Genomic DNA, 21,274 nt, shown 5'->3' on the forward strand with positions numbered 1-21,274 from the left:
TTGATGCGCAATTCGCTCTGGGCAATTCATGGGCTTACGGTGCCGCAGTCCGCCCCGGCTTGGAAGTTCGGAAATGAGTAGGTGCGGAAGTGATTCGGATGGGTCATCCGCCAGCACGGATGGCAGCGAACCTATCCGAATGGATAGGGTGCTCTAGAAAAAGCAATTTTAAAACAAATGCTTGTCGATAGGCTGATTCCAGAGGCATCGCATCCCGGCATGAAAATCCGCTGCAGGCAGGGGGTTTGACGAGGCCGAGCAGACGAATAACCCTGCATCGACGACAGCAGGTTCAAGACCGCCTGCTCATCACGGGGGAATCGTGCCATGCCTTCGGCCAAAGCCGCGCCTTCCGCATCATCCTTCCAGAACCGCGCCAGAACGGCGTGGCGCCTGTTTGCGAATTTCGCCTATGACTATCGCCGTTTCCGCCGCGCCTCCTTCATCGATGGCGCACAGTCGCGCGAAAACCGGCGGGCACATATCCATCTCCTGGCGCATATGCTGGAATACGGCATGTCGCTTTCCAATCCGCGCAATGGCTTCGGCATGGACAAGGTGCGGCTGCTGGCGGCAGAGACGCGCGGCTATATCGAGCAGCACGGCCGCGACGCTTCGGCCGATATCGGCCTTTCCGTGCTCTCGGCCTATGTCGCCTTCAATGCGGAGCAGGGCGATGTCAGCGAGGCACAGGCACTGCTGGACGATCTGCTCGTCGTCGCCGGCGCCGGGCACAATATCCGGCCCGGCGGCAGCGAGGCGGTCAGTGCAGCCGAGATCGTCAGGCATGCGCGGATGGATTTCGTCTCCTTCATGGAGGCACGCCATAGCGTGCGCCAGTATGACGGCAACAGGACAGTCGCTTTCGAGAAGATCGAAAGAGCCATCCGTGCGGCCCAGCAATCGCCTTCGAGCTGCAACCGACAGACATGCCGCGTCTACGCCTTCACCGAGAAGCCGTCGATCGCCCGCGTTCTCGCCCACCATGATGGCAATCGCGGCTTCGGCGACCAGCTCGGCGGCGTATTCGTCGTGACAGTCGACCTGTCGCACTGGAATACGGTCGGCGAACGAAACCAGGGATGGGTGGACGGCGGCATGTTCGCCATGACGCTGGCGCTCGGCCTCCACGCGGAGGGGCTGGGCGCCTGCATGCTGAACTGGAGCGCTGCGCGCGAGCAGGATATCAAGATGCGGACCTGCGTCGGCATCCCCGACAACGAAATCATCATCACGCTGATCGGTTTCGGTGAGATGCGCGAGGATTTTCGCGTGCCGGTATCGGCCCGAAAGCCGATCGACATGGTCCTGACGCACGAACCGCCGCTTCGGTAAGCCTCAATCGTCGAGCGGCAGCACTCGACACCCTCGGTCGATCGGGTAGCTCTTGAACTTCTTCTTCACCGGCTTATCGCCATCGACATCCGGCAGGCGGTCGATGCCGTGGCGCTGAACCAATCGCGCGCCCAAAAACCGGCAGCACAATCCATTACCCGTTGACGCTCCGAGCAGTCGCAGCGCTACCGCCGCCGGCAGCCCGGCGCGTAGCAAGCGCCTTGGCCGAAAAGAGCGCGTAAATGATCAGCGGAAGGCAGACGAGATAGGATGTCCGGATGCCGGCATGTTCGGCAATGAAACCGAGCAGCGGCGGCGCCAGGAAGAAGACGACAAAGCTCATCTGGCCGAGGGCGGCGACGTTGAGATACGCCGCGCGATCTGTGCGTTGGGCCGACGCCGAAACGGCGAGAGGGTAGACCGCGCTGCAGCCGGCGCCCATCAAGGCAAAACCCGCCAGCGCGACATAGGGATGCGGCGCCCCCGACACGGCGCAGATGCCGATCGCCGAAAGAACAAGCAACATCGTGGCGACGGCCCGCGCGCCAAACCGATCGACCAACGGATCGACGAACAGGCGCGCCAGCGCCATGCAGAAGGTAAAAAGCGTCAATCCCAGTCCGCCAATGAAGGGCTCGACCGAAAACACATCGCGCATATAGATCGCCGACCAGTCGATCCCGGCACCTTCGACGAGAAAGGCCGCGATGCCGATCACGCAGAGCGGCATTAGGCCCCAGGTGGGAAGCGCTACCAGCGGCGCCTTGCCTTCATGTAACGCGATCCGCGCCGGCGCATTCCGCATGCCGGAAATCGCCCAGATGCCGATGACAAGAACCGTGACAAACGTCACGGCGAGATGGAGTTCCATCGAAATGCCGGCTTGGCGGACGACTGAGGAGACAAGCGCTGTGACGAAGAAGCCGAGGCTCCAGAAACCATGCGCCCTGTTCATCACGCCGCGTCCTAGCTGCGCTTCGATGCGATCAATCTCAACATTGAGATTGATCTCCAGCGCCCCGGCGAGCAGCCCCTCGACGAAGAGCACACAGAACACGACCGGCGCCGCGCCGATCCACGGCACCAGCGATAGCAGCGCAGACGTGCCGAGAACAGTAATGAATGCCGTCGTACGCGCGCCGAGCCGGGCGATCAGGGGCGAAGAGAAAGTCAACGAAATCAAGGCGCCGATCGCAGCCCCTATCAACGTTAAACCAAGCTCGGACTTATTGACGCCAAGCGCAACCTGCAAATCCGGCATCCTCGACAGCAGCGCCCCGAGCGACACAGCGAAGAGAAAGAAGCAGACATAGATCCGCTGCTGCGGCGCGATTTTCATGATGCAACTCCGGGGATTGACGCGTCGAAGCACGCGCGTATGGACCTGTGATGTCTATCTCACAGGGCCTGAGATCGAAACTTGTTTCTGAGGAAATGCGTCGGAGAAGGTGATCTTGGGGACCGGCGCGATTTGCCTAGCCGCGGTGACGTGCGCGGGCCGTTTGATCAAGCTTGCAAGCTCGCCGCCGCGATTCTGAACGCGAGCTTCCCTTCGCCGCCAGATACAGTTCCGTCACTTGAGATTACAGATCGCTTTCTGCATCAACAAGGTTGAACTCTGCGCCGCCGAGCCGACGGCCCCAGAGAATCTCCCAATGTCCCCGTCGTCATTCCCATGATGGTTTGCCGCGAACGCCTGGATCGCAACCTGCCTACCGCTATTGAACTTTGCCTTCCCGTTCAACGAAATCTATATTCCGTTCAACACAGGAGAATCTTATGGGTACCCAACCACCCACTGCTCCGGAAAGCGAAGCGAAAGTCGCGTTGGCCCGCAATAAGCTCGTACTCGAGCAAGCGAAGGCCGTCGGTCTCCTTGGCACGGCGAAGAATACCCGCTTGTCGGGGCGTGTGCCGTCGGAGTTGATCGAGGCAGCCAAGAAGCGTGCCCGTGTTACCTCCGACACCGAGCTGCTGGAATTGGCGCTTTCACGGCTGGCTCTCGAAGACGACTTTGGTCCGCGTCTGGTGGGCCGCAAGGGCCGCATCCCGACGGATATCGATCTTGGGATTAGATCTCTCTGAAACCCTCCGGTCACTAAAGCCCCAGAGGCACGTCGCGACGATCGAGCGTGGGCCCGACGAAGATCTTCCATGGGTTGCTAAGGGACCGGCAATCGGAGGGCCTCTGTTCCTGGATACCGGCCTCTATCTGGATGTGCTTGCTTGCACAGTCACCCACCTTCAAAGGCTCACAGATGGTCAACCTTCTTGACGGATGGATTTTCTCTGGTACCCCGTACGTGCGCGGCAAGGCTTCGGGCGATGTTGTTGCAAGCGATCTTGAACTAAGTTTCTGGGGTGGGGTCGATCCCTGGACCGGCGAGGTGATCGATCGGCATCACCCCTTGAGTGGCCGCTCTCTCAAAGACCATATCCTCGCGATCCCCGGGGGTAGGGGATCCTGCTCTGGAAGTGGCGTGATGTTGGAGCTTTTGCTGAATGGCAAAGGTCCTAAAGCGATGCTGTTCGAGCGAGAGGAGGATATCCTCACACTCGGTGTCGTCATCGCCGAGGAGGTATTCGGTCAATCCATTCCCGTTGTGACGCTCACGCCCGAGAATTTTCGCAAAGTGGTGCGTTCGGCCTTTGTCGAAATCGACGGAAACGTGGTCTTCTGTTCGGCCGACGGGTTAGCAACGGACGCCATTCCGGCGCACAGCCAGCACTCTGGCCATCTTTTCGGTGACGTCGAATTGTCGGAGCTGGATAGAGCTTATCTGGCAGGTGATCACGGGAAGGCTGCGCAATCGGCGATCCGCATAATTCTCAGAATGGCGAAGCTGCAGGGGGCCGCTCAACTGATGGATGTCTCACAGGTCCACGTCGACGGCTGCATCTACACCGGACCCGGCTCGCTTTCGTTTGCCGAAAGGTTGCGTGATCTCGGCGGGCGCGTCGTGGTACCGACGACACTCAACTCGATTTCGGTCGATCATCGACGCTGGCGCTCGCAAGGTATTGATCCCGTTCTGGGCGAACCGGCCAGCAAGCTGGGTGACGTTTATGTCGAGATGGGCGCGCGGCCGACCTTCACCTGCGCGCCCTATCTGCTCGAGACGGCTCCCAGGATCGGCGAGCAGGTGGCCTGGGCAGAATCGAATGCCGTCGTCTACGCCAACAGCGTTCTTGGCGCGCGGACAATGAAATATCCGGACTTTCTCGACATTTGCATCGCACTCACCGGCCGCGCGCCGCTGGCAGGTCCACACATCGACATCAATCGAAAAGCCGGGCTGGTCGTCAGCGTCGGCAATATCGAGGGCATCGACGATTCCTTCTATCCGCTGCTCGGTTATCACATCGGCACTCTGGCATCGAACCTTATCCCTGTTGTCACCGGCCTCGATCAGGCCGATCCAACCAATGATGATCTCAAGGCTTTCGGTGCGGCCTTTGCGACCGTTTCCAGTGCGCCGATGTTTCACATCGTGGGGGTGACGCCTGAGGCAAAGACGCTGGATGCCGTTGCCCCCGCAGGCATCAGCATTCCTTCGATCGATCTTCGGCTCGAGGAACTTGCGTCGAGTTGGGAGGAACTCAACAGCGCCGACGAGGAGCGCGTCGATCTCGTCTCGCTCGGCAATCCGCATTTCTCGCTCAGCGAAATCGAGAAGCTCGCGTCCATGTGTACCGGGCGAAAGAAGCATGTGGATGCGGCAGTGGTCGTTACCTGCGGCCGCGCAACATACGACAAGGCCAACGAAGCCGGGCTGATACCAGCCCTCGAACATTTCGGGGTGCAGTTCGTGACGGACACATGCTGGTGCATGATCACTGATCCGATTATTCCTACCCTTGCGAAAACCATACTGACGAACTCGGGCAAATATGCTCATTACGGGCCAGGGATAACCGGTCGACGCTTCTATTTCGGTGGCATGGCCGCATGCGTTGCGGCTGCATGTAGTGGGGTACATAGCAAGGCGGCGCCCCGCTGGTTGCGGCCGGCCTAGCGCTGCCGCTGGAGCAATCATTTTTCCGCTTCTGGCGACCATGGAGCGTGATGTCTTGATCACGCCGCCAAAGATTGAAGGGTTCAGGTCACGACCGCATGATTTTCGACAGTTCTCGTTCCTGCCACTTTAACGTTGTTTCGCGATCTTCTCCAGCTTAACCATTCACATCGATGACGGCCCGGCCGCGAATTTTGCCCGCGACAATGTCTTCAGCGAGTTGTGGCAGCCTGGACATAGGCTCAACAGTCGTCATGCTGTCGAGCTTGCCCTTGTCCATATCGCGGGTAAGCCGCGCCCATGCGGAAAGCCGCTGTTGGCGGGTGGCGATCACGGAATCGATGCCAATCAAGGTTACGGCACGCAGGATATGCGGCAGCACAGTGGCCGGAAGATCAGCACCGCCGGCGAGGGGCCGCAGCACGCGATTGCGCAGCCGTAAACCGTCTGGGACAGCGCATTGGCGAGCGTCGTCGAACCAACACTGTCGATACCACCGCTCCAGCGTTCCCTTTGCAACGGCCCACCCTTTTCGGCAAGCATCGCGCGGTCGATGAAGGTGGTGGCGCGCTCCTCCTCTCGGCCGTCGGCTGCCTCTTAGGGATCGTATTCGGAACGGTCCTGTCCCTGGCCCGCCTGTCGCGCTCTCGGCTTCTCCTGCCCTTCAAGGTCGTCGCCTTAGTTTATGTCGAAGTGTTTCGGCGCGTGCCCTTCCTGGTGACTTTGCTGGTGTTCTTCTTCGGCGCGCAGGTGCTTGGCTTCGATTTATCGCCGCTGGTTGTCACGCTCATCAGCACCTCGGTTATTTCCACGGCCTTCGTGGCGGAGATCATCCGCGCCGGGCTTGCCGCCGTGCGCCCGAGCCAGCTCGAGGCTGCCGAGGTCATGAATTTCTCGCCCTGGCAGATTCTTTGGCTGGTTCGCTGGCCGCAAGCCTGGCCACTGATCCTGCCACCGGTGTTCGGCTATTTCGTCCTGTTCATCAAGGACACGGCACTTGCCTCCCAGATCGGTGTTCTCGAACTCACCCAGGCGGGCAAGATTCTCAATACCAAGGGCTTTTCGGCTCTGCTCGTCTTCGCGACGGTCCTCATTCTCTACTTTCTGATTTCCTACCCCTGGCCCGGTTGGGGGCCCATCTGGAGAGCTATCTTGGCGCATCTCGACATTCGCGGTCTCACGGCCAGTTACGCTAATCACACCGTCCTTGACGGCATCAACCTGACGGTGGAGCGTGGCGAGATCGTGAGCCTGATCGGCCCATCGGGGTCCGGAAAGAGCACGCTGCTGCGGGTGATCACCGGTCTCCTTAGGCCGGAGCGCGGCGAGATTATTCTCGACGGCGAAAGGATTGACTATGCTGACCGCCGTTCGCTCAAGGTCGCGCGGGAAAAGCTCGCGATCGTGTTCCAGCAATACAATCTCTTCGGCAATATGACCGTGCTCGGCAACGTCACCGTTGCTCCGGCGAAGATCCGGAAGCGCGACAGGAGTGAGGTGGAGGCTGACGCCCGGCGTCTGCTTGAGAAGGTGGGGCTTGGCGACAAGTTGAACGCCTATCCAGACGAGCTCTCGGGCGGCCAGCAACAGCGTGTCGCACTTGCGCGGGCGCTTTGCCTGAAGCTGGAAATCCTGCTGCTTGATGAAGTCACGTCCGCGCTCGATCCGGAACGGGTGAGCGAGGTGCTCGACACCATCAAGCTCCTCGCTTCCGACAACATCACCCTCCTGACTGTCTCCCATGAAATGAATTTCGTGCGTGAGGTTTCCGATCGGGTCGTCTTCATGGCGAATGGCGAGATCCAGGAAATCGGGCGGCCGGAGCAGATATTCGACGCTCCTCAGGTGCAGCGTACGCGCGAGTTTACGAGCAGGATCGCTCGAGTGTCTGACACAGATTCTATTGCTACCTCTGTGGAAATTTGACGACAATGAAATTAACGATAACCGCCAGCCCGTATGTTTTCGACGCTGTCTTGGAGACTGAAAAAGCGCCCCACACATCAAAGGCGTTTTTGGAACGCATGCCATTTGAGGGAAAGATCGTACATGTGCGCTGGTCGGGCGAGGGCGTGTGGATACCGCTTGGGGATTTCGATTTCGGCGTTAACTACGAGAACCATACCAGCCATCCGGCGCCCGGCCATGTTATCCTCTATCCCGGCGGTATAAGTGAAACCGAAATCCTCATCGCCTATGGCGGTGTGGCTTTTTCCTCGAAGGTCGGACAACTTGCCGGCAACCATTTCATCACGATCACTTCCGGCCTCGACAAACTATACGAAGTCGGGCGCAAGACGCTTTGGGAGGGCGCGCAGTCTATCCGCTTCGAAGCGGCGCAGATTTGACCGTCAATCGGCCGAGCTGCTTTTCAAAGATCCAGAGCAATCCGTCTCGCGCTAGTGGTTTGTTCCAACATTCGGTGCCCACGTCCGATGGTTGCAATAATGTCGTCAGAGTCTGCTTTCCAGATGAACGGCTTCGGCTCTTCATCGTGCTCTTTGATAAAGTCGTTGATGGCTGCCTGAAGATATTTAGGGGCTTGCAGCAAAGTTTCAGCGAGGTCTGATTCCAATCCCAAGCAGCTCGTTTCTCTCTCTCTCGTGTGGGTGTCACTTACGATACTGGGCCGCGTCATTTTTTCCCAAGGCCTCCTTCAGAAGCTCGGCCTCCATGCTCATCTCGGCATATATCTTCTTCAGCCGAGGGTTCTCGTCCTCCAGGGTCTTCATCTGGCTGATCATCGGCCGCCGTATTTGGCTCGCCATTTATGAAGGGACGCTGTGCTCGCATGTTCCCGGCATCGCCCGGGCACAGGGACCCCGCCTTCTGCCCGGCGAAGGATTGCAAGGATTTATGGCTTGCTGAATCTGCTCGTCTTCATCAAAGTCTCTAATTTTGAACCCGTTTAATGTGCGGGGCGATAAACGAACGAAGCCGGCAATGAGTGCCGGACGGGTTACACGGAATCTTTGACACGCTCCCAGGCGTTCAGGAGGTGGCGACCGAGGACGTCCGCCAAGACTTTCCCGTCGCGGGCTTCCAGTGCCGTGATCATCTCTTCATGTTCGGCTACTGCGGCTGCCCATTTTTCAGCGCCTTCATGACCGATGAAGCGTATTCTTTTCAGGCGCGACTGCAACAACGCCTGCATGTCGCTGAGGGCGGCATTGTGGGCGATCTGACAGATCTGCGTATGAATTTCCTGGTTCAATTTGTAGTAGCGAAGCCGGTCTCCAGACTCGTAACAGCGTAGCATCTCGTCGTGAAGATGCCTCACTTTGGCAATCTCCTGGTCGGTAGCCGTGGTGCATGCTAGCTGTCCGCCGAGTTCCTCGAGGCTCTTTAACACGACGATCATATCGTGCACGTCCTTGCTGCTGAAGCGTTTAACGATCGCCCCACGGCTCGGAACGAGCTCGACAAGCCCTTCGCTTGCAAGATATTTGATCGCCTCTCGCAGCGGGGTGCGGGAGACGCCGAGCTGCTCTCCGAGCTGGCTTTCATGGAGCTTGGACCCCGGGGCCAGGTTTCCTTCGATGATCATATCACGAAGCCTGCCGACAAGTGTGTCATGCAATGCCGTGCGCAGGATAGGCCCGGTATTCGAGGTCGGCGTTTCAGGCAGCATTTCACTCATTTTCTGAAAACCAGATCTTACGATGGCGATGGCGGGTTGATGGTCCGCCGTTACGGCTACACCAATCCCAAGTGACTTACCAATTTAAAATTTTGTATACAAAATACAAAACACTTGATCTGCGAGGTTGAATGGCATACACAACCGCAATCTTGTTCGGAGGACAGACATTGCACATCACCGCGGATGCAGATACCCGGCCCATCATCGCGCTTGCGATGGGAGATCCTGCGGGCATAAGCCCCGAACTGACCGCGAGCCTTCTTGCTCTGGATGACATCAAGGCGGCAGCCCACATCATTGCGATCGGAGATCGCCGCATCCTTGATAAGGGCGCCCGCGAAGCCGGAGTCGAGCTCGATCTGGCGGCGACGTCGCTTGATCGCTTGGATATTGCCAATGGTTCCCGACACGTCTTTGTCGATCTTGCTCACTTGTCACCCGAGGAGGTGACGCGCGGGGAGGCGACGCTGGCAGGAGGCGCCTTTGCCACGCGCAATTTCCGCACCGCACTCGAGCTTGCCCAAGAAGGCAGGGTCGACGCCGTCTGCTTCACGCCGTTCAACAAGAAGGCGATGCGCTATGCCTATCCCGATTATGACGATGAGATCCGGTTTGTCTCGGACGTCCTGTCGTTCAGGGGCAAAGTCCGTGAGTTCAACGTGCTGGAAAAGATCTGGAACGCCAGGGTCAGCTCCCATATTCCGCTCAAGGACGTAGCCGCCAATCTGTCGGTTGACCGGATCATGGCCGAGCTGGAATTGACCCTGTCTTGCCTCGAGGGGGCCGGTATCGACCAACCACGGGTGGCTGTCGCAGGTCTCAATCCACACGCCGGCGACGGCGGTAGCTTCGGCCTGGAAGAGATTGACATCATCGAGCCTGCCGTGGCTGCAGCTCAAGCGCGTGGGCTGGCCGTCGAAGGGCCATTCCCAGCCGACACCGTCTTCCTTCGCGCCTTGAAGGAGGGTTTTCACGCCGTTTTGACCATGTATCACGATCAGGGTCAGATCGCGATGAAGCTGATCGGATTCGACAGGGGCGTGACGATGATGGGCGGATTGCCTTTCCCGCTTTGCACGCCAGCGCACGGAACGGCCTATGACATTGCCGGCAAGGGCATCGCCGATGTAGGCGCCAGCCGCGAGGCAATACTGCTTGCTGCACGCATGGCGATTCGCCAACGCAAGGCCGCCTAGGCAGCTTAATGCTGCTGTCTCCGGCGCGACCGGAGCGATGCGGCCTTGCAGTCTGAGGAGATGATGATGACTGGCGTAACCCGAAAATGGACCCGCGATACCTGGCCGATTGCCGCGGCGATGATCCAGTATCCGAACAGGCTGGCAGATGGTCGCTCGGTTCAGGACCAGACGGTGGACGAGTGGGCCGAAACTGTCGGGGAAGTCGCCGATGCCGGCTTTACCGAGATCGATCCGACCGATAGCTGGCTTAGAGTTGCCGATCTTTCGCCGCAACGTCGGCGTGAATTTCAAGATGTCGCGACGGCGCATGGCATGACCATACCGGCGATCTCGACATCCAGGCGCAGCGTCATCGACGCATCCCTTGGCGATGATTATCTTGCCTACAGCCATCGCGTGATCGATGCCGCCGCCGAAATGGGGGCAGGTAGCGTCTCCTTCGGGCTCTTCGAGCCGCTGACCGACGAGCAGAAGAACGCCCTATGGTTCTGGACCGAGCAGGGGGCCAAAAATCCGGATGATCCGGCTATATGGCGGAAGGCCGTTGCTCGCATCGCCGAGCTTGGCCACCATGCGGCGGACGTCGGGCTCGACGTGTCTCTTGAGATGTACGAGGATACTTATCTCGGCACCGCGGACAGTTCGGTCCGCTTCGTTGAGGACGTCGGGCTCGACAATGTCGGCATCAATGCCGATCTCGGCAACCTCATTCGCCTTCACAGGCCCGTCGAGCACTGGTTGCAAATGATGACGAAAGTGGCGCCCTACGCGAAATACTGGCACGTCAAGAACTACATGCGCATCGAGGACAGGAGGTCGGGACTGATCGCCACCCATCCGGTGCCGCTCGAATCGGGATTGATCAACTACCGAACCGCCATCAAGCTGGCGCTTCAATCCGGATTCGATAGCCCCTTCCTTTGCGAGCACTACGGCGGTGACGGGCTTTCTGTCAGTGCCGCAAATCGCGATTATCTCCGACGCATATTGCCATGCAACTGAGGATCTTTTTATGACGACCATCCTTGATGCTTCCGAGGACTTTGCTTCCACAGCACTTGCCGGTTTCTGTCAGATCTATCCAAACCACGTCCGCCTTGTCAGCAACGGCGTCGTTCGGGCGACTACGGTGCCCAAAGGCAAGGTTTCGGTGGTTGTCGGTGGCGGCTCCGGCCATTATCCGGCCTTCGCCGGGTATGTAGGTCCCGGCATGGCGGATGCCGCTATTGCCGGCGATGTGTTCGCATCGCCGTCGACGGCTGCGATTGCCCGCGTTTGCCGCCACGCGCATAATGGCGGAGGCATCGTTCTCGGCTTCGGCAATTATGCAGGCGACGTCCTGAATTTCGGCGTGGCCACCGAGCGCCTGCGCGCTGAGGGCATCGATGTGCGCATTGTCGCAGTCACCGATGACGTGGCCAGTGCTCCGGCCGAGATGCATGCGATGCGCCGGGGCATCGCCGGCGATCTCGTGGTTTTCAAGATCGCAGGCGCGGCGGCCGAAGCGGGCTTGTCGCTGGATGAGGTGGAACGGGTTGCGAGGCTGGCCAACAAACGCACTGTCTCCTTTGGCGTGGCCTTTGCGGGTTGCACGCTGCCGGGTGCAAAGGAGCCGCTTTTCACAGTGCCCAAAGGCCGCATGGCGCTTGGCCTCGGTATCCACGGTGAACCGGGTATCAGCGAGCAGGACGTTGCAAGCGCTACCGATCTGGCCGGCGTTCTGGCCGGCAAGCTGTTAGCCGAAAGACCGTTTGGATGCAGCCGGGTTGCTGCCGTACTCAACGGTCTCGGATCCACCAAATACGAAGAGCTTTTCGTACTGTGGACGGCGGTGCAGAATGAACTGAAAGCGGCAGGCCTTGATCTGGTGGAGCCGCAGGCGGGAGAGTTCGTCACCAGCCTTGACATGCAGGGCTGCTCGCTGACGCTGACTTGGCTCAACGACGAACTGGAACGGTATTGGAGTGCGCCGTGCGACGCGCCCGCTTTCCGCATGGGGCGTACGATTCCTGCGGATCTGAGGACAGACGCCATCGTCGACGAGGATGTCACTCCCGCAATCCCGCTGGCCTCCGAATCGTCACGCAAAGTGGCACGCTGCATCTGCGACTTGTTTGCCGGCATCGCAGCAATGCTGAAAGAACAAGAAGCCGAGCTGGGCAGGATCGATGCCGTTGCGGGCGATGGTGATCACGGGCAGGGCATGCAGCGCGGTTCGCATGCAGCAGCAAAGGCTATCTCTGCTGCGGTCGAAGCCGGCGCTGGCGCGCAAACGGCCTTGGCACTCGGCGGCGACGCCTGGGCGGACCGGGCGGGCGGAACATCGGGTGCGATCTGGGGTCTGCTGCTCAGGTCCTGGAGCAATGCGTTGAGTGATGCCGACGCGCCGGATGACAGCGCGATTGTCGACGGTGCAAGGCTTGCCCTCGACGGTGTCACTCATCTGGGACGTGCGCGGCTGGGCGACAAAACGCTTGTCGACGCCCTGGCGCCGTTCGTCGAAACCCTGTCTCGCGAGGCACAGGCGGGCAAGCCGCTTGCTCAGGCGTGGAAGACGGCGGCTGGCGCGGCACAGGATGCAGCCAAGGCGACGTCCGCGCTCACGCCCCGTCTTGGCCGCGCCAGACCGCTTGCCGAAAAGAGCATCGGTCATCCGGACGCAGGCGCGATATCGCTTGCGATGGTGGCCGCCCTGGCATCCGATTTCATCGGACGCTCACGCTGACGTTCAGGTCGCAGCTGGCGGGTCCGGTCAGTTGTGCAGCCCGACGAACATCAGCCAGAGGCCGGATGTGAGGGTGATGATGTCCATCATGATGCGGAAGCTTCGGTCGGAAAGCCTGATCACATAACGTTTGGCAAAGAAGGTTCCCGCCATCAGCGACGAGCCGATGATCAGACCGCTGAACAACAGCTCGTTGGTCAATATCCCGATCTTGCGAAATGTCAGGATCTTTGCAGCCTGCACCAGGATCGAGGCCGCGGCTTCGGTCGACAGGAAGGCGCCTTTCACCAGTCCGAATGCAAGGAAGGCCGGTATGCTCAGCGGGCCAGTAGACAGAAACAGTCCCGTCAGAAAACCGACGGCGGCGCCGGCAGCGGCCAGGCCACCCAGTCCGACGACCAGATTGCGCTTCTGGACGAGGCGTCTAAGCGGCACAAGCAGCAGGATGAATAGGCCAAGGAGCGTGCCACTGACACTTGCCGGCAGGCTGACGAGGCTAAGAGCGCCAAGCGATGCGGCGGGAATACCGGGCAGCGAATAGGCAAGAACCGCCAGCCAATCCACGTCCTTGCGCCATGCCACGACGCGGGCGGCATTGGCCATCAGACCGGCAATCGCCATCACCGGAATAGCCCGGCTTGGATCGAACATCGGCACCAGCACCGGCAGCAGAATGAGGCTCGCACCGGTGCCGATCACGCCGCTCAGGCAGCCGGCAAAAAAGCCGATGGCGCAGACAAGCAAATAGGAGAGCAAAGCATCGCCTCGCGGGATCGATCATGTGGTCGTCCGCCGATCCCGCTTAGAGGATCGGCGGACAGTTGGGCCGTCGTGCCCGGCTGTCTTCAGAAGAAGGCTTCATCCTGTTGCCGACGCAGTGTCAGCAATTCCGACGCTTCATCGAGGTCCACATCGCCGCACAGGATAGGCTGGCCCGCCAAAACCGGTCTCTTCAGCTTGCGGTTCGCCGCGAGATAAAAAGGCACGGGCGCCTCCTGCGACAGCCGGGCCGCCGGCACCATTCTGGCCGATACGTTCACGATCGAATGATGGTGGCCGCTAGCGGTCAAGATTGTGCCGGCCGCTATGTCTGCATCAGCATGAGCGACGAGGTCGATGACCGGCCGCGGCTCGGCTGCGCCACTCGAAACGCCGCGCAGCCCGACTTCCAGGATGCTGGTGGCCGCTTCGACACCGAGAAGATGACGGGGAATATAGAGCATTGCGATATCGCCCTTGCGGCTGACGACGTGGCCTTTTTCCGCAAGCATCTGCCATGTCGGGGCGTCGTCGCATCGCACGGTCACGAAGACGCCGCCTGCAAAACTCACCTCGCCGGGAAGACGAAGGCAATGGAACACATCGAGGGCTTTTTGTGCCTTGAGCAGCCCGCCGCTTGTTTGCGGCGAAAAGAAGTCGGCGACTTCTGAAATGCGGGCGATCGGCGCGTGCAGATCGGATCTGTCAACCTGAAAGCCCATGGCATTGGCGACAAGCGTCAGCTCGCAAAGGTCCGGGACCGCACGTTGAGGCAGGGCCGATGCGATCCCGGCGCGCTTTGCTGCGACTGCGGATGTCTCGAAGTTGGCAGGCTCGATCCACTCGGCAAACTCGGGGACGGCAATGACCTTGCCGTTGGAATTCAGTGTTCCGAGCGCGGGATCGAACACGATATCATATTCACTTGCCTTGCCGGCGCTGACGATTTCAAGTCCCAGAACCTCGGCCCATGTGATCAGACCCATGAGCAGGCTTGGCTGGTCGCCATCGACCGGTGTGACGATGACATTGTTGCGGCGTGCGCGCAAAGACAAGCCGGGTCCAACGACACTATCGACTTCTTTCGAAACCAGCGCCACGTGCTTGCCGGCATCGATTGCAAGCCGCGCATGGCGGGCACCGGCTTCCGGGTGACCGGTTGCCTCGACGACAACCGCAATCGGCAGTTCAAGGACGATCGAAATATCGCCGGTCGCGATGAACAGGCCGTTGTCCCATGCGGCCCGTGCTTCAGCAACGCTATTGCACTGGGCGATTTTCGAATGATCGATGCCGAGACCGCAAAGGACCTCGGCAGCCGCCTCGGCTTTCAAGTCCACGGCGATCCGCGTGCTGAGGAGCGGCGTCTTCAGGCTTTGGGCAAGAAAGCTTCGGCCAAACCCCCCCGTGCCAACAATGCAGCACTCGACTGCCTCGGCATTGATGCCGAAATAGCTATGATAGTTCATAGGTGATCCTTCGTGACGGATGAGAAAGCCAGGCGACCCCACTCATGCCGCCGGGTCCACTCGTTCGCACCGCTTGAAGTGGGAGAAAAGCTTCACGGCCTGCGGGATGATGAGCAGCGCCAGTGCGATCGTCATGATCGTGCCGACGAGGAAGTTGGAGAAGAACACTCGAAGCGATCCATCCGAGACAATCATCGACTGGTGGAAGGATTCTTCAGCCTTGCTGCCAAGCACCATTGCCAGAACCAGGGGAGCCAGCGGGAACTCGAGCTTGTTGAAGATGAAACCGACAGCTCCGAAGATCAGCACCAGCCACAGGTCCGATGTAGAATTTGCAACCGTGTAGGCACCGACGAAGCAGATCGCGACGATGATCGGCCCGATGATGGTGAAGGGGATGCGCAGCAGCGCGGCAAAGAACGGGACGGTGAGAAGGACGAGGAAGACACCGACGATGTTCGAGACATACATGCTGGCGATCAGGCCCCAGACGAAATCGGGCTTGGTGGTGAACAGCATCGGACCGGGTGTAAGACCCCAGATCATCAGGCCACCCATCATCACGGCCGCGGTCGCGGAACTCGGGACACCGAGCGCCAGCATCGGCAGCATGGCGCAGGTTCCCGCTGAGTGGTCGGCGGTTTCCGGCGCGATGATGCCTTCCGGACGGCCGCTGCCGAATTTCGCGCCGGGCTTTGACCATTGGCGGGCAAGGCCATAGCTCATGAAGGACGCAGCTGTTGGCCCGCCTGGCGTAATCCCCATCCATATGCCGACCAGCGAGGAGCGGACGATAGTCGTGATGTAGCGTGGCATCTCGCAGATCGTCCTGAAGACGTCGCGCGGATCGATACGGGAGGAGACACCTCGAAACTTCAGGCCGTCCTGGACGGTCGCCAAAAGTTCGCCGATACCGAACAGACCGATGACGACGACCAAGAAGCTGATACCGCTCAAAAGTGCATCAAAGCCAAAAGTCAGCCGGAGCGAGCCGGTCACGGTGTCCATTCCGACAGTCGACAACAAGAGGCCGAGACCAAGCGAAACGACGGTTTTCAGCGGTGATGCACTGCCCATGCCGACAAAGGCGCAAAAGGCCAGGAAATAGACCGCAAAATATTCCGGCGCCCCGAACCGGAGCGCAAATCGGGCGGCCCAGGACGACAGCAGGGTAATAACCACGACACCGATCAGCGCACCGATGCCCGCCGAGATGAAGGCAAAAGTCAGCGCCCGTGTCGATTGTCCGGAGCGCGCCAGAGGATAGCCGTCAAAAGTCGTGGCGACGGAACTTGGTTCACCTGGAATGTTGAAAAGGATGGAGGTCGTTGAACCGCCGAACAGGGCACCCCAATACATGGATGCCAAAAGGATGATGGCCGATACCGGGTCCATCGAAAACGTCAAAGGGATCAAAAGAGACACGCCATTCGGGGCGCCAAGCCCGGGAAGCACACCAACCACGAGCCCGAGCAGAACGCCGGCCACCATCAGCATGATGTGCATAGGCGTCAGCGCGATCCCGAAGCCGTCCATCAGCAGTCCAAAGTTTTCCATGAGATATGCTCCGGGTGCGCTCAGTAGATGCCGAGCATGTCTTCGAGCGGGCCTTTGTGGAGTGGCACCTGGAACGCGGTCTCGAAAACCAGATAAAGTGCAATCGAAAAGGCAATGCCCATCAGCATCGCATATTGCGGTTTGTATTTGCCCTGGCGCCAGGCGATGTAGAAGAGGTACAAAGCGCTTCCGACGTAGAGGCCAAGGAAGATCGTGGCGACGACAAAGACGATCATCGGAATGAAGAAGGAAAGGAGCCGCCGGGCCTGTTCCGGCTCGAGAAAGGTTTCCTGCTGCTCGTCGCTTCTTGCTTTCAAGACGGCTTGCACGGCGCAGCCGATGCTGGCCGCGATCACGATGAGGCCGACATAGAAGGGAAAGTAGCCGGGCTTCGGTCCGGAATCTCCCCACGTTACACCAAGCTCCAACGAGCCCGTCGCTGCGAGCACACCAACCGCCGCGATGCTGGCGGCGGTGAAGATCTCCATGTGGAGGCGCTTGATATTCATGATCGGTCTCCTTCGTCCAAAAGGATCCGGCAACGTCTGCCGGATCCGCAGCGCTTGTTGGATAGCGCGTTTACTGGACCAGCCAGCCTTCGGTCTTGAAGACGTTCACCGCGCTCGTTTCGCTGGTGCTGATGAAGTCCGCCAACTTCGCACCATCAAGGAAGTCACCGGTTTGCGAGGTCTTGCGGATGTATTCCGCCCATTCCGGGGTCTCACTCACTTTCTTCATGACATCGGTATAATAGGCGATGGCATCTTCAGGCGTACCGGCAGCAGCCCAGATCGTTCGCGGCATTTTATAGGACGAGATCGCTATGCCTGTAGACGAGCAGATTGGAATGTCGCCCCAGCCCTTGCCGTCATAGACCGGATCGCTTTTTGCCATTGGCTTGTCGGAGAAGACGCAAAGCGGCTTGATCGCGCCAGCTTGCCATTGACCGATATTCTCGTTGGGATTGTTGACGTTGGCAGCAACGTGGCCGCCCGCAAGCTGAACGCCGACTTCGCCGCCTCCGTTGAACGGCAGATACTTGAACTTCGCACCCGTGGCCTGCTCGATCAGCGCCACCAGGGTTTCGTCGGTGTCCTTTGCCTGGCTGCCGGCAAACGCAATGGTGTTTGGCGCTGCCTTGGCTGCGTCCACAAGGTCAGCCGGCGTCGTATATTCAGAATCCGATTTCACCCAGATCAGGAACTCGTCGAATGCCAGTGCGGCAACCGGCGTCAAGTCCTTCGTGGAATAGGCCATCTTTGCAACATGCGGCAGAAGGTAGGCATTGTTGGTGCCAAAATACAGCTTGTTGGGATCGCCTTCGTTCTTCTTGGCGTAGAGGAATGCTTCGGCGCCACTGCCGCCCCCCTTGTTCAGCACCACCATCGACTTGCTCATGAGATTATGCTTGGTGATGATCGCCTGGATCGCGCGTGCGAAATTGTCGGTGCCGCCGCCGGCGCCGGATGCAACAACAAACTCAACGGGCCGTGTCGGCTCGAAAGCCAATGCCTGGCCGGCAATCGCCAACGCGGCGACAAGCGACATGCTCATAGATAAGGTTTTCATCTTCTACCTCCTGTTAGATGAAGCCGGTGCGGACCTCCGTGCACCGGTATTGCTTGGCAAAAACTATCAGGCAGCAGCCCGCGTCCTTGACGCCATGCGTGCCGCCAGAAGGATTGCCTCACGGCTCGCGCCGATGTCTGCGATGCCCCGACCAGCGATATCGTAGGCGGTGCCGTGGGCAGGCGTGCAAAGTGGAAAGGCAAGGCCACCGATCATGGTGACGCCCTTATCGAACCCCATGAGCTTCATCGCGATCTGACCCTGGTCGTGATACATCGTCAGGACGGCATGAAAACCTTCCTTGACCGCGCGCAAAAAGACTGTGTCTGCCGGATATGGTCCATCGACGTTGAAGCCTTTCGATTTGGCAAGCGCCACCGCAGGTCCTATGATCTCAATTTCTTCCATGCCAAAACTTCCGCCGTCACCAGCATGCGGATTGAGGCCTGCCACGGCTATTCGCGCATCGGCGTGGCCCGCTTCCGCAAGGCAGCGGGTGGTGAGTTCAATTTCGGCCATTATCCCGTCGACCGTGATTGCTGCAGAAACTGCCGAGAGCGGAATATGCGAGGTGACGCGGGCATTCCAAACCTTTTCCAACACGTTGAATTCGCGCAGTTTGCCTTTAAATCCGGTCACATCGCAGACAAATCGGATCTCGTCGTCGTAGCCGGGATAGGCAAAGCGCATGGCTTTCTTGTTGAAGGGTGTGAAACACACTGCTGAAACCTGTTGCGACATCGCAAGCTCGAGAGCGTGACGGAAATTGGCCGTCGCGAATTGTCCGCCCGCAAGCGTCGCCTCTCCGAGTGAGACCTGTGCCGGGTCGAGATGCGCAAGATCAACAAAGACGTGACCGTCGGCATCCAACGAAGCAGATCTACCCGCAGTCGTCGTCTCAACCTTCAAGTCGAGGCCGGCATCTGTCGCGCCTTTATCGAGGATGCGACGGTCGCCGATGACGATCAATCGTGCCGTATCTGCGATATCGTCCAACGCCAGGAGCCTTGCCGTGAGCTCGGGACTTATCCCTGCCGGATCTCCCATTGCCAGCGCTATAACCGGTCGCGGCTGCCTGTCGATCGAATTCATCTTTTATCTCCATCCTAGCGCTTAATACGGCATTCAGTCTCCGATATCAAGTCTTATGAATTCTGTATACAAAATATTGCGGACGCGACTTGCCGACCGTTGCCGCAGGTGCGAACCTGAACTGTCCGGGATCCTGTTCGGATGACTGATGGGAGAGGTGTGCGGTTACCGCACTGCAAGTCGTCGAGTTGTAGGAATGCCGCCTGCGCGGGGGCGCATTCTCAGGCGACAGACGATCCTTGAAGTCAGGCCTAGTCTCTCCATAATCGAGTGGCGCACGGGGAAGGTAAGGCCGCAGGTGATTGAAATAGACGTCGTCGCGAGGCAGCGGTCAGCGGCATCGACTTCCGGATCGGGCTCGGCGTTGCCTGGAACAAAGAGGAACCAACCGCCTCGCGCGACGACATCGTCGATATCGCCCGCTCACTGGCGCGGCCGGCCAAGTAAGCGATCTTCGCGGCGGCAGGACGCGTGCAGCGGGCTGTCGATTACCTGCATTCCTTGCAGCCGGAGGCCAACGAGGAGGAGGAGGAGGCGTAAGCCGTCTCTTCCTTCACTCAGCCATGAGAGATGCGGAACACTGCAGCGGCCGATAGCGCTCGCGAGCGCTTCTTGCGCCTTAGGGTGAGCAAGAGATGGAAGGCTTCGAAGAGCTTGGCCCGGCCGGAATTGGCCCAACCGGGCAAGATCGCTGGCGTATGCCGAGCGATGGCGGCACTCCCCATTCGTAAATAGTGGGAGATCCGGTTTAAGGCGCTATCGTGCTCGCGGCTGTATCGTTCAAAGAGTTTTTGACCTCTTCTCTTACAATGCCGGCGGCGTCAGACGCAAATCTGGCATTGATAGTCAGGGTTTTCCCAACCTCTTTCGCATAGTCGAAAGCCGCATCGCGGCAGTAGTCGCTTATTACATCGAAGGTATCATTGGTCTTTTCCGCTGCGATGATGTCGTCCATCAGCTTGATGTCGCGTTGAAAACGGTGCTGAAGAAACGATAGGCCTTCCACTTGATAGCGAAGCATTGCTTTCGCGATGCTTGTCGGCATCTTCAAGGCGGAATCGGCAAATTTGTTGCTGCCGCTCAACGCCGGGAATAAAGCTGGCGGAAATTCGAAGCCTAATTTTGAAGCTTGTTTCTGCACGGCCTGTCTCCTTATCGTGTGGGATATTGTTTGATGCGCTGCAAAGGGGCGGATGATCGCAGCCGCGATGAAAACGGCGCCGCCACTCGGGAGCGCTCCGGCGGGGCTCGCAACGATATTGCTGCACGCCCCGTATAGCCGACGACCGCCAAAGGCTGTCTAACGCAATTACGCGTGGTGGCCGCTCACCGACATCATTAGCTCGGCACTGAGCGATCTTCGTTGACAATGGGAAACATCGCCGATGCTCAACATGCCGACCATACGCTGCTTGTCGTTCATGACGGGAAGCCTGCGAATCTTGTGCTTCTCCATTTTGTGGACCGCCTCTTCGATGCGATCCTCAGTGTGACAATAGTTAATGCCTGGCGACATCACATCCCTTGCCGTCAGTTTCGAAACATCGCGGTTGTCTGCCAATGCTCGAACAGCAAGATCGCGGTCGGTGATCATGCCTATCAGGCGATCGTTTTCACCAACCGGAACGGCGCCGATATCTTTCTCTTTCATGAGCTTGGCCACCTCATGAACTGACATCGTTGGCAGAACCCAAGAGACTTCCTTATGCATTGCTTCGGAAACTTGCATAGTTCTCTGCTCCGTTGAACAGACGGAAGCTTATCGCGCCGAAAAGAAAAACACATTGATCGAGGTCAAAGACCGTTCATCGCCGCAATCGGAGGCCCACGATGGCATCGTAAACTTAAACTAGCCTGGTCTTGTCCCGCCTGTTGGGTCATATCAAATGGAGGATGCGCGTGCCCGTAGT

The 21,274-nt window shown here is 59.1% G+C and carries 19 protein-coding genes and 5 pseudogenes; 11 read left to right on the forward strand and 13 right to left on the reverse strand.

Features of this window, described 5'->3' with window-relative positions:
- The first annotated feature begins 327 nt into the window (after nucleotides 1-327).
- On the forward strand, nucleotides 328-1,335 hold the full coding sequence (locus OLZ32_RS12335) for a nitroreductase family protein (protein ID WP_264396208.1): 1,008 nt from the start codon (nucleotides 328-330) through the stop codon (nucleotides 1,333-1,335).
- Between the two features lie 154 nt (nucleotides 1,336-1,489).
- On the opposite strand, the gene OLZ32_RS12340 is transcribed toward OLZ32_RS12335, so the two are convergent.
- A complete protein-coding gene (locus OLZ32_RS12340; protein ID WP_264396209.1) occupies nucleotides 1,490-2,674 on the reverse strand; it encodes an MFS transporter in 1,185 nt (394 codons plus the stop codon).
- 440 nt (nucleotides 2,675-3,114) lie between these two features.
- Here OLZ32_RS12340 and OLZ32_RS12345 point away from each other — a divergent pair, with 440 nt between their 5' ends.
- Together OLZ32_RS12345 and lhpI are read left to right on the forward strand one after the other, a co-directional pair.
- Nucleotides 3,115-3,420, forward strand: a complete 306-nt coding sequence (locus tag OLZ32_RS12345; protein ID WP_264396210.1) for a hypothetical protein — start codon at nucleotides 3,115-3,117, stop codon at nucleotides 3,418-3,420.
- Between the two features lie 173 nt (nucleotides 3,421-3,593).
- The gene (lhpI, locus tag OLZ32_RS12350) at nucleotides 3,594-5,351 is read left to right on the forward strand and encodes a cis-3-hydroxy-L-proline dehydratase (RefSeq protein ID WP_264396211.1); all 1,758 of its coding nucleotides are present in this window, start codon (nucleotides 3,594-3,596) and stop codon (nucleotides 5,349-5,351) included.
- Nucleotides 5,352-5,508: 157 nt separating this feature from the next.
- On the opposite strand, the pseudogene OLZ32_RS12355 reads toward lhpI, so the two are convergent.
- Nucleotides 5,509-5,918 (reverse strand): annotated as a pseudogene (locus OLZ32_RS12355) (oxidoreductase); the annotation flags it as partial.
- Between OLZ32_RS12355 and OLZ32_RS39370 the strand changes: the two are divergent.
- The 3 genes and pseudogenes from OLZ32_RS39370 to OLZ32_RS12365 all read left to right on the forward strand — a co-directional run.
- Nucleotides 5,865-6,398, forward strand: a pseudogene (locus OLZ32_RS39370) (amino acid ABC transporter permease); the annotation flags it as partial. The pseudogenes OLZ32_RS12355 and OLZ32_RS39370 sit on opposite strands and share 54 nt — an antisense overlap.
- A 105-nt stretch (nucleotides 6,399-6,503) precedes the next feature.
- Nucleotides 6,504-7,277, forward strand: a complete 774-nt coding sequence (locus OLZ32_RS39375) for an amino acid ABC transporter ATP-binding protein (RefSeq protein WP_026160271.1) — start codon at nucleotides 6,504-6,506, stop codon at nucleotides 7,275-7,277.
- Between the two features lie 5 nt (nucleotides 7,278-7,282).
- A complete protein-coding gene (locus OLZ32_RS12365; RefSeq protein ID WP_264396212.1) occupies nucleotides 7,283-7,699 on the forward strand; it encodes a DUF3830 family protein in 417 nt (138 codons plus the stop codon).
- Nucleotides 7,700-7,722: 23 nt separating this feature from the next.
- On the opposite strand, the gene OLZ32_RS12370 is transcribed toward OLZ32_RS12365, so the two are convergent.
- From OLZ32_RS12370 to OLZ32_RS12380, 3 genes and pseudogenes are all read right to left on the reverse strand, one after another.
- Nucleotides 7,723-7,926, reverse strand: coding sequence for a hypothetical protein (locus OLZ32_RS12370; protein ID WP_454824381.1), 204 nt, complete (start codon nucleotides 7,924-7,926; stop codon nucleotides 7,723-7,725).
- A 64-nt stretch (nucleotides 7,927-7,990) separates the two neighbouring features.
- A pseudogene (locus OLZ32_RS12375) lies at nucleotides 7,991-8,205 on the reverse strand (transposase); the annotation flags it as partial.
- 105 nt (nucleotides 8,206-8,310) lie between these two features.
- Nucleotides 8,311-8,991, reverse strand: a complete 681-nt coding sequence (locus tag OLZ32_RS12380; protein ID WP_003550891.1) for a GntR family transcriptional regulator — start codon at nucleotides 8,989-8,991, stop codon at nucleotides 8,311-8,313.
- A 131-nt stretch (nucleotides 8,992-9,122) separates the two neighbouring features.
- Here OLZ32_RS12380 and OLZ32_RS12385 point away from each other — a divergent pair, with 131 nt between their 5' ends.
- The 3 genes from OLZ32_RS12385 (at nucleotide 9,123) to OLZ32_RS12395 (ending at nucleotide 12,918) form a co-directional block, all read left to right on the forward strand.
- Nucleotides 9,123-10,190, forward strand: a complete 1,068-nt coding sequence (locus OLZ32_RS12385; RefSeq protein WP_003550892.1) for a 4-hydroxythreonine-4-phosphate dehydrogenase PdxA — start codon at nucleotides 9,123-9,125, stop codon at nucleotides 10,188-10,190.
- Between the two features lie 66 nt (nucleotides 10,191-10,256).
- Nucleotides 10,257-11,195 (forward strand): sugar phosphate isomerase/epimerase family protein, encoded by a 939-nt coding sequence (locus OLZ32_RS12390; RefSeq protein WP_003550895.1) that lies wholly within the window; start codon nucleotides 10,257-10,259, stop codon nucleotides 11,193-11,195.
- 10 nt (nucleotides 11,196-11,205) lie between these two features.
- Complete coding sequence (locus OLZ32_RS12395) at nucleotides 11,206-12,918, forward strand: dihydroxyacetone kinase family protein (protein WP_017991618.1); 1,713 nt, start codon at nucleotides 11,206-11,208, stop codon at nucleotides 12,916-12,918.
- A 27-nt stretch (nucleotides 12,919-12,945) separates the two neighbouring features.
- Here OLZ32_RS12395 and OLZ32_RS12400 read toward each other — a convergent pair whose 3' ends face one another.
- The 6 genes from OLZ32_RS12400 to OLZ32_RS12425 form a co-directional block, all read right to left on the reverse strand.
- Complete coding sequence (locus OLZ32_RS12400; RefSeq protein WP_003550899.1) at nucleotides 12,946-13,674, reverse strand: sulfite exporter TauE/SafE family protein; 729 nt, start codon at nucleotides 13,672-13,674, stop codon at nucleotides 12,946-12,948.
- An 89-nt stretch (nucleotides 13,675-13,763) separates the two neighbouring features.
- Entirely contained in the window at nucleotides 13,764-15,146 is a 1,383-nt protein-coding gene (locus tag OLZ32_RS12405; RefSeq protein WP_017991616.1) for an NAD(P)H-dependent oxidoreductase, read from the reverse strand.
- A gap of 42 nt (nucleotides 15,147-15,188) precedes the next feature.
- Entirely contained in the window at nucleotides 15,189-16,703 is a 1,515-nt protein-coding gene (locus OLZ32_RS12410; protein WP_003550902.1) for a tripartite tricarboxylate transporter permease, read from the reverse strand.
- Nucleotides 16,704-16,723: 20 nt separating this feature from the next.
- Entirely contained in the window at nucleotides 16,724-17,212 is a 489-nt protein-coding gene (locus OLZ32_RS12415; RefSeq protein WP_003550904.1) for a tripartite tricarboxylate transporter TctB family protein, read from the reverse strand.
- A gap of 70 nt (nucleotides 17,213-17,282) precedes the next feature.
- Entirely contained in the window at nucleotides 17,283-18,257 is a 975-nt protein-coding gene (locus OLZ32_RS12420) for a Bug family tripartite tricarboxylate transporter substrate binding protein (RefSeq protein ID WP_264396295.1), read from the reverse strand.
- Between the two features lie 81 nt (nucleotides 18,258-18,338).
- Entirely contained in the window at nucleotides 18,339-19,364 is a 1,026-nt protein-coding gene (locus OLZ32_RS12425) for a 4-hydroxythreonine-4-phosphate dehydrogenase PdxA (RefSeq protein ID WP_003550907.1), read from the reverse strand.
- 327 nt (nucleotides 19,365-19,691) lie between these two features.
- Here OLZ32_RS12425 and OLZ32_RS39220 point away from each other — a divergent pair.
- Nucleotides 19,692-19,811: pseudogene (locus OLZ32_RS39220) on the forward strand (LysR substrate-binding domain-containing protein); the annotation flags it as partial.
- Nucleotides 19,812-19,904: pseudogene (locus tag OLZ32_RS39380) on the forward strand (antirestriction protein); the annotation flags it as partial.
- A gap of 208 nt (nucleotides 19,905-20,112) precedes the next feature.
- On the opposite strand, the gene OLZ32_RS12435 reads toward OLZ32_RS39380, so the two are convergent.
- Nucleotides 20,113-20,505 carry a hypothetical protein gene (locus OLZ32_RS12435; protein WP_003550909.1) on the reverse strand — a complete coding sequence of 131 codons (393 nt, stop codon included), beginning with the start codon at nucleotides 20,503-20,505 and terminating at the stop codon, nucleotides 20,113-20,115.
- 168 nt (nucleotides 20,506-20,673) lie between these two features.
- Complete coding sequence (locus OLZ32_RS12440) at nucleotides 20,674-21,093, reverse strand: CBS domain-containing protein (RefSeq protein ID WP_003550911.1); 420 nt, start codon at nucleotides 21,091-21,093, stop codon at nucleotides 20,674-20,676.
- Between the last annotated feature and the right edge of the window lie 181 nt (nucleotides 21,094-21,274).

Source organism: Rhizobium acaciae, assembly GCF_025941625.1.
Taxonomy (GTDB): Bacteria; Pseudomonadota; Alphaproteobacteria; order Rhizobiales; family Rhizobiaceae; genus Rhizobium; species Rhizobium acaciae.

Excerpts from the sequence above, each read along its gene's own strand:
- OLZ32_RS12335 (WP_264396208.1), top strand. The coding sequence starts at position 328 with ATGCCTTCGGCCAAAGCCGCGCCTTCCGCATCATCCTTCCAGAACCGC.
- OLZ32_RS12340 (WP_264396209.1), bottom strand. The coding sequence starts at position 2,674 with ATGAAAATCGCGCCGCAGCAGCGGATCTATGTCTGCTTCTTTCTCTTC.
- OLZ32_RS12345 (WP_264396210.1), top strand. The coding sequence starts at position 3,115 with ATGGGTACCCAACCACCCACTGCTCCGGAAAGCGAAGCGAAAGTCGCG.
- lhpI (WP_264396211.1), top strand. The coding sequence starts at position 3,594 with ATGGTCAACCTTCTTGACGGATGGATTTTCTCTGGTACCCCGTACGTG.
- OLZ32_RS12365 (WP_264396212.1), top strand. The coding sequence starts at position 7,283 with ATGAAATTAACGATAACCGCCAGCCCGTATGTTTTCGACGCTGTCTTG.
- OLZ32_RS12380 (WP_003550891.1), bottom strand. The coding sequence starts at position 8,991 with ATGAGTGAAATGCTGCCTGAAACGCCGACCTCGAATACCGGGCCTATC.
- OLZ32_RS12385 (WP_003550892.1), top strand. The coding sequence starts at position 9,123 with ATGGCATACACAACCGCAATCTTGTTCGGAGGACAGACATTGCACATC.
- OLZ32_RS12390 (WP_003550895.1), top strand. The coding sequence starts at position 10,257 with ATGACTGGCGTAACCCGAAAATGGACCCGCGATACCTGGCCGATTGCC.
- OLZ32_RS12395 (WP_017991618.1), top strand. The coding sequence starts at position 11,206 with ATGACGACCATCCTTGATGCTTCCGAGGACTTTGCTTCCACAGCACTT.
- OLZ32_RS12405 (WP_017991616.1), bottom strand. The coding sequence starts at position 15,146 with ATGAACTATCATAGCTATTTCGGCATCAATGCCGAGGCAGTCGAGTGC.
- OLZ32_RS12410 (WP_003550902.1), bottom strand. The coding sequence starts at position 16,703 with ATGGAAAACTTTGGACTGCTGATGGACGGCTTCGGGATCGCGCTGACG.
- OLZ32_RS12415 (WP_003550904.1), bottom strand. The coding sequence starts at position 17,212 with ATGAATATCAAGCGCCTCCACATGGAGATCTTCACCGCCGCCAGCATC.
- OLZ32_RS12420 (WP_264396295.1), bottom strand. The coding sequence starts at position 18,257 with ATGAGCATGTCGCTTGTCGCCGCGTTGGCGATTGCCGGCCAGGCATTG.
- OLZ32_RS12425 (WP_003550907.1), bottom strand. The coding sequence starts at position 19,364 with ATGAATTCGATCGACAGGCAGCCGCGACCGGTTATAGCGCTGGCAATG.
- OLZ32_RS12440 (WP_003550911.1), bottom strand. The coding sequence starts at position 21,093 with ATGCAAGTTTCCGAAGCAATGCATAAGGAAGTCTCTTGGGTTCTGCCA.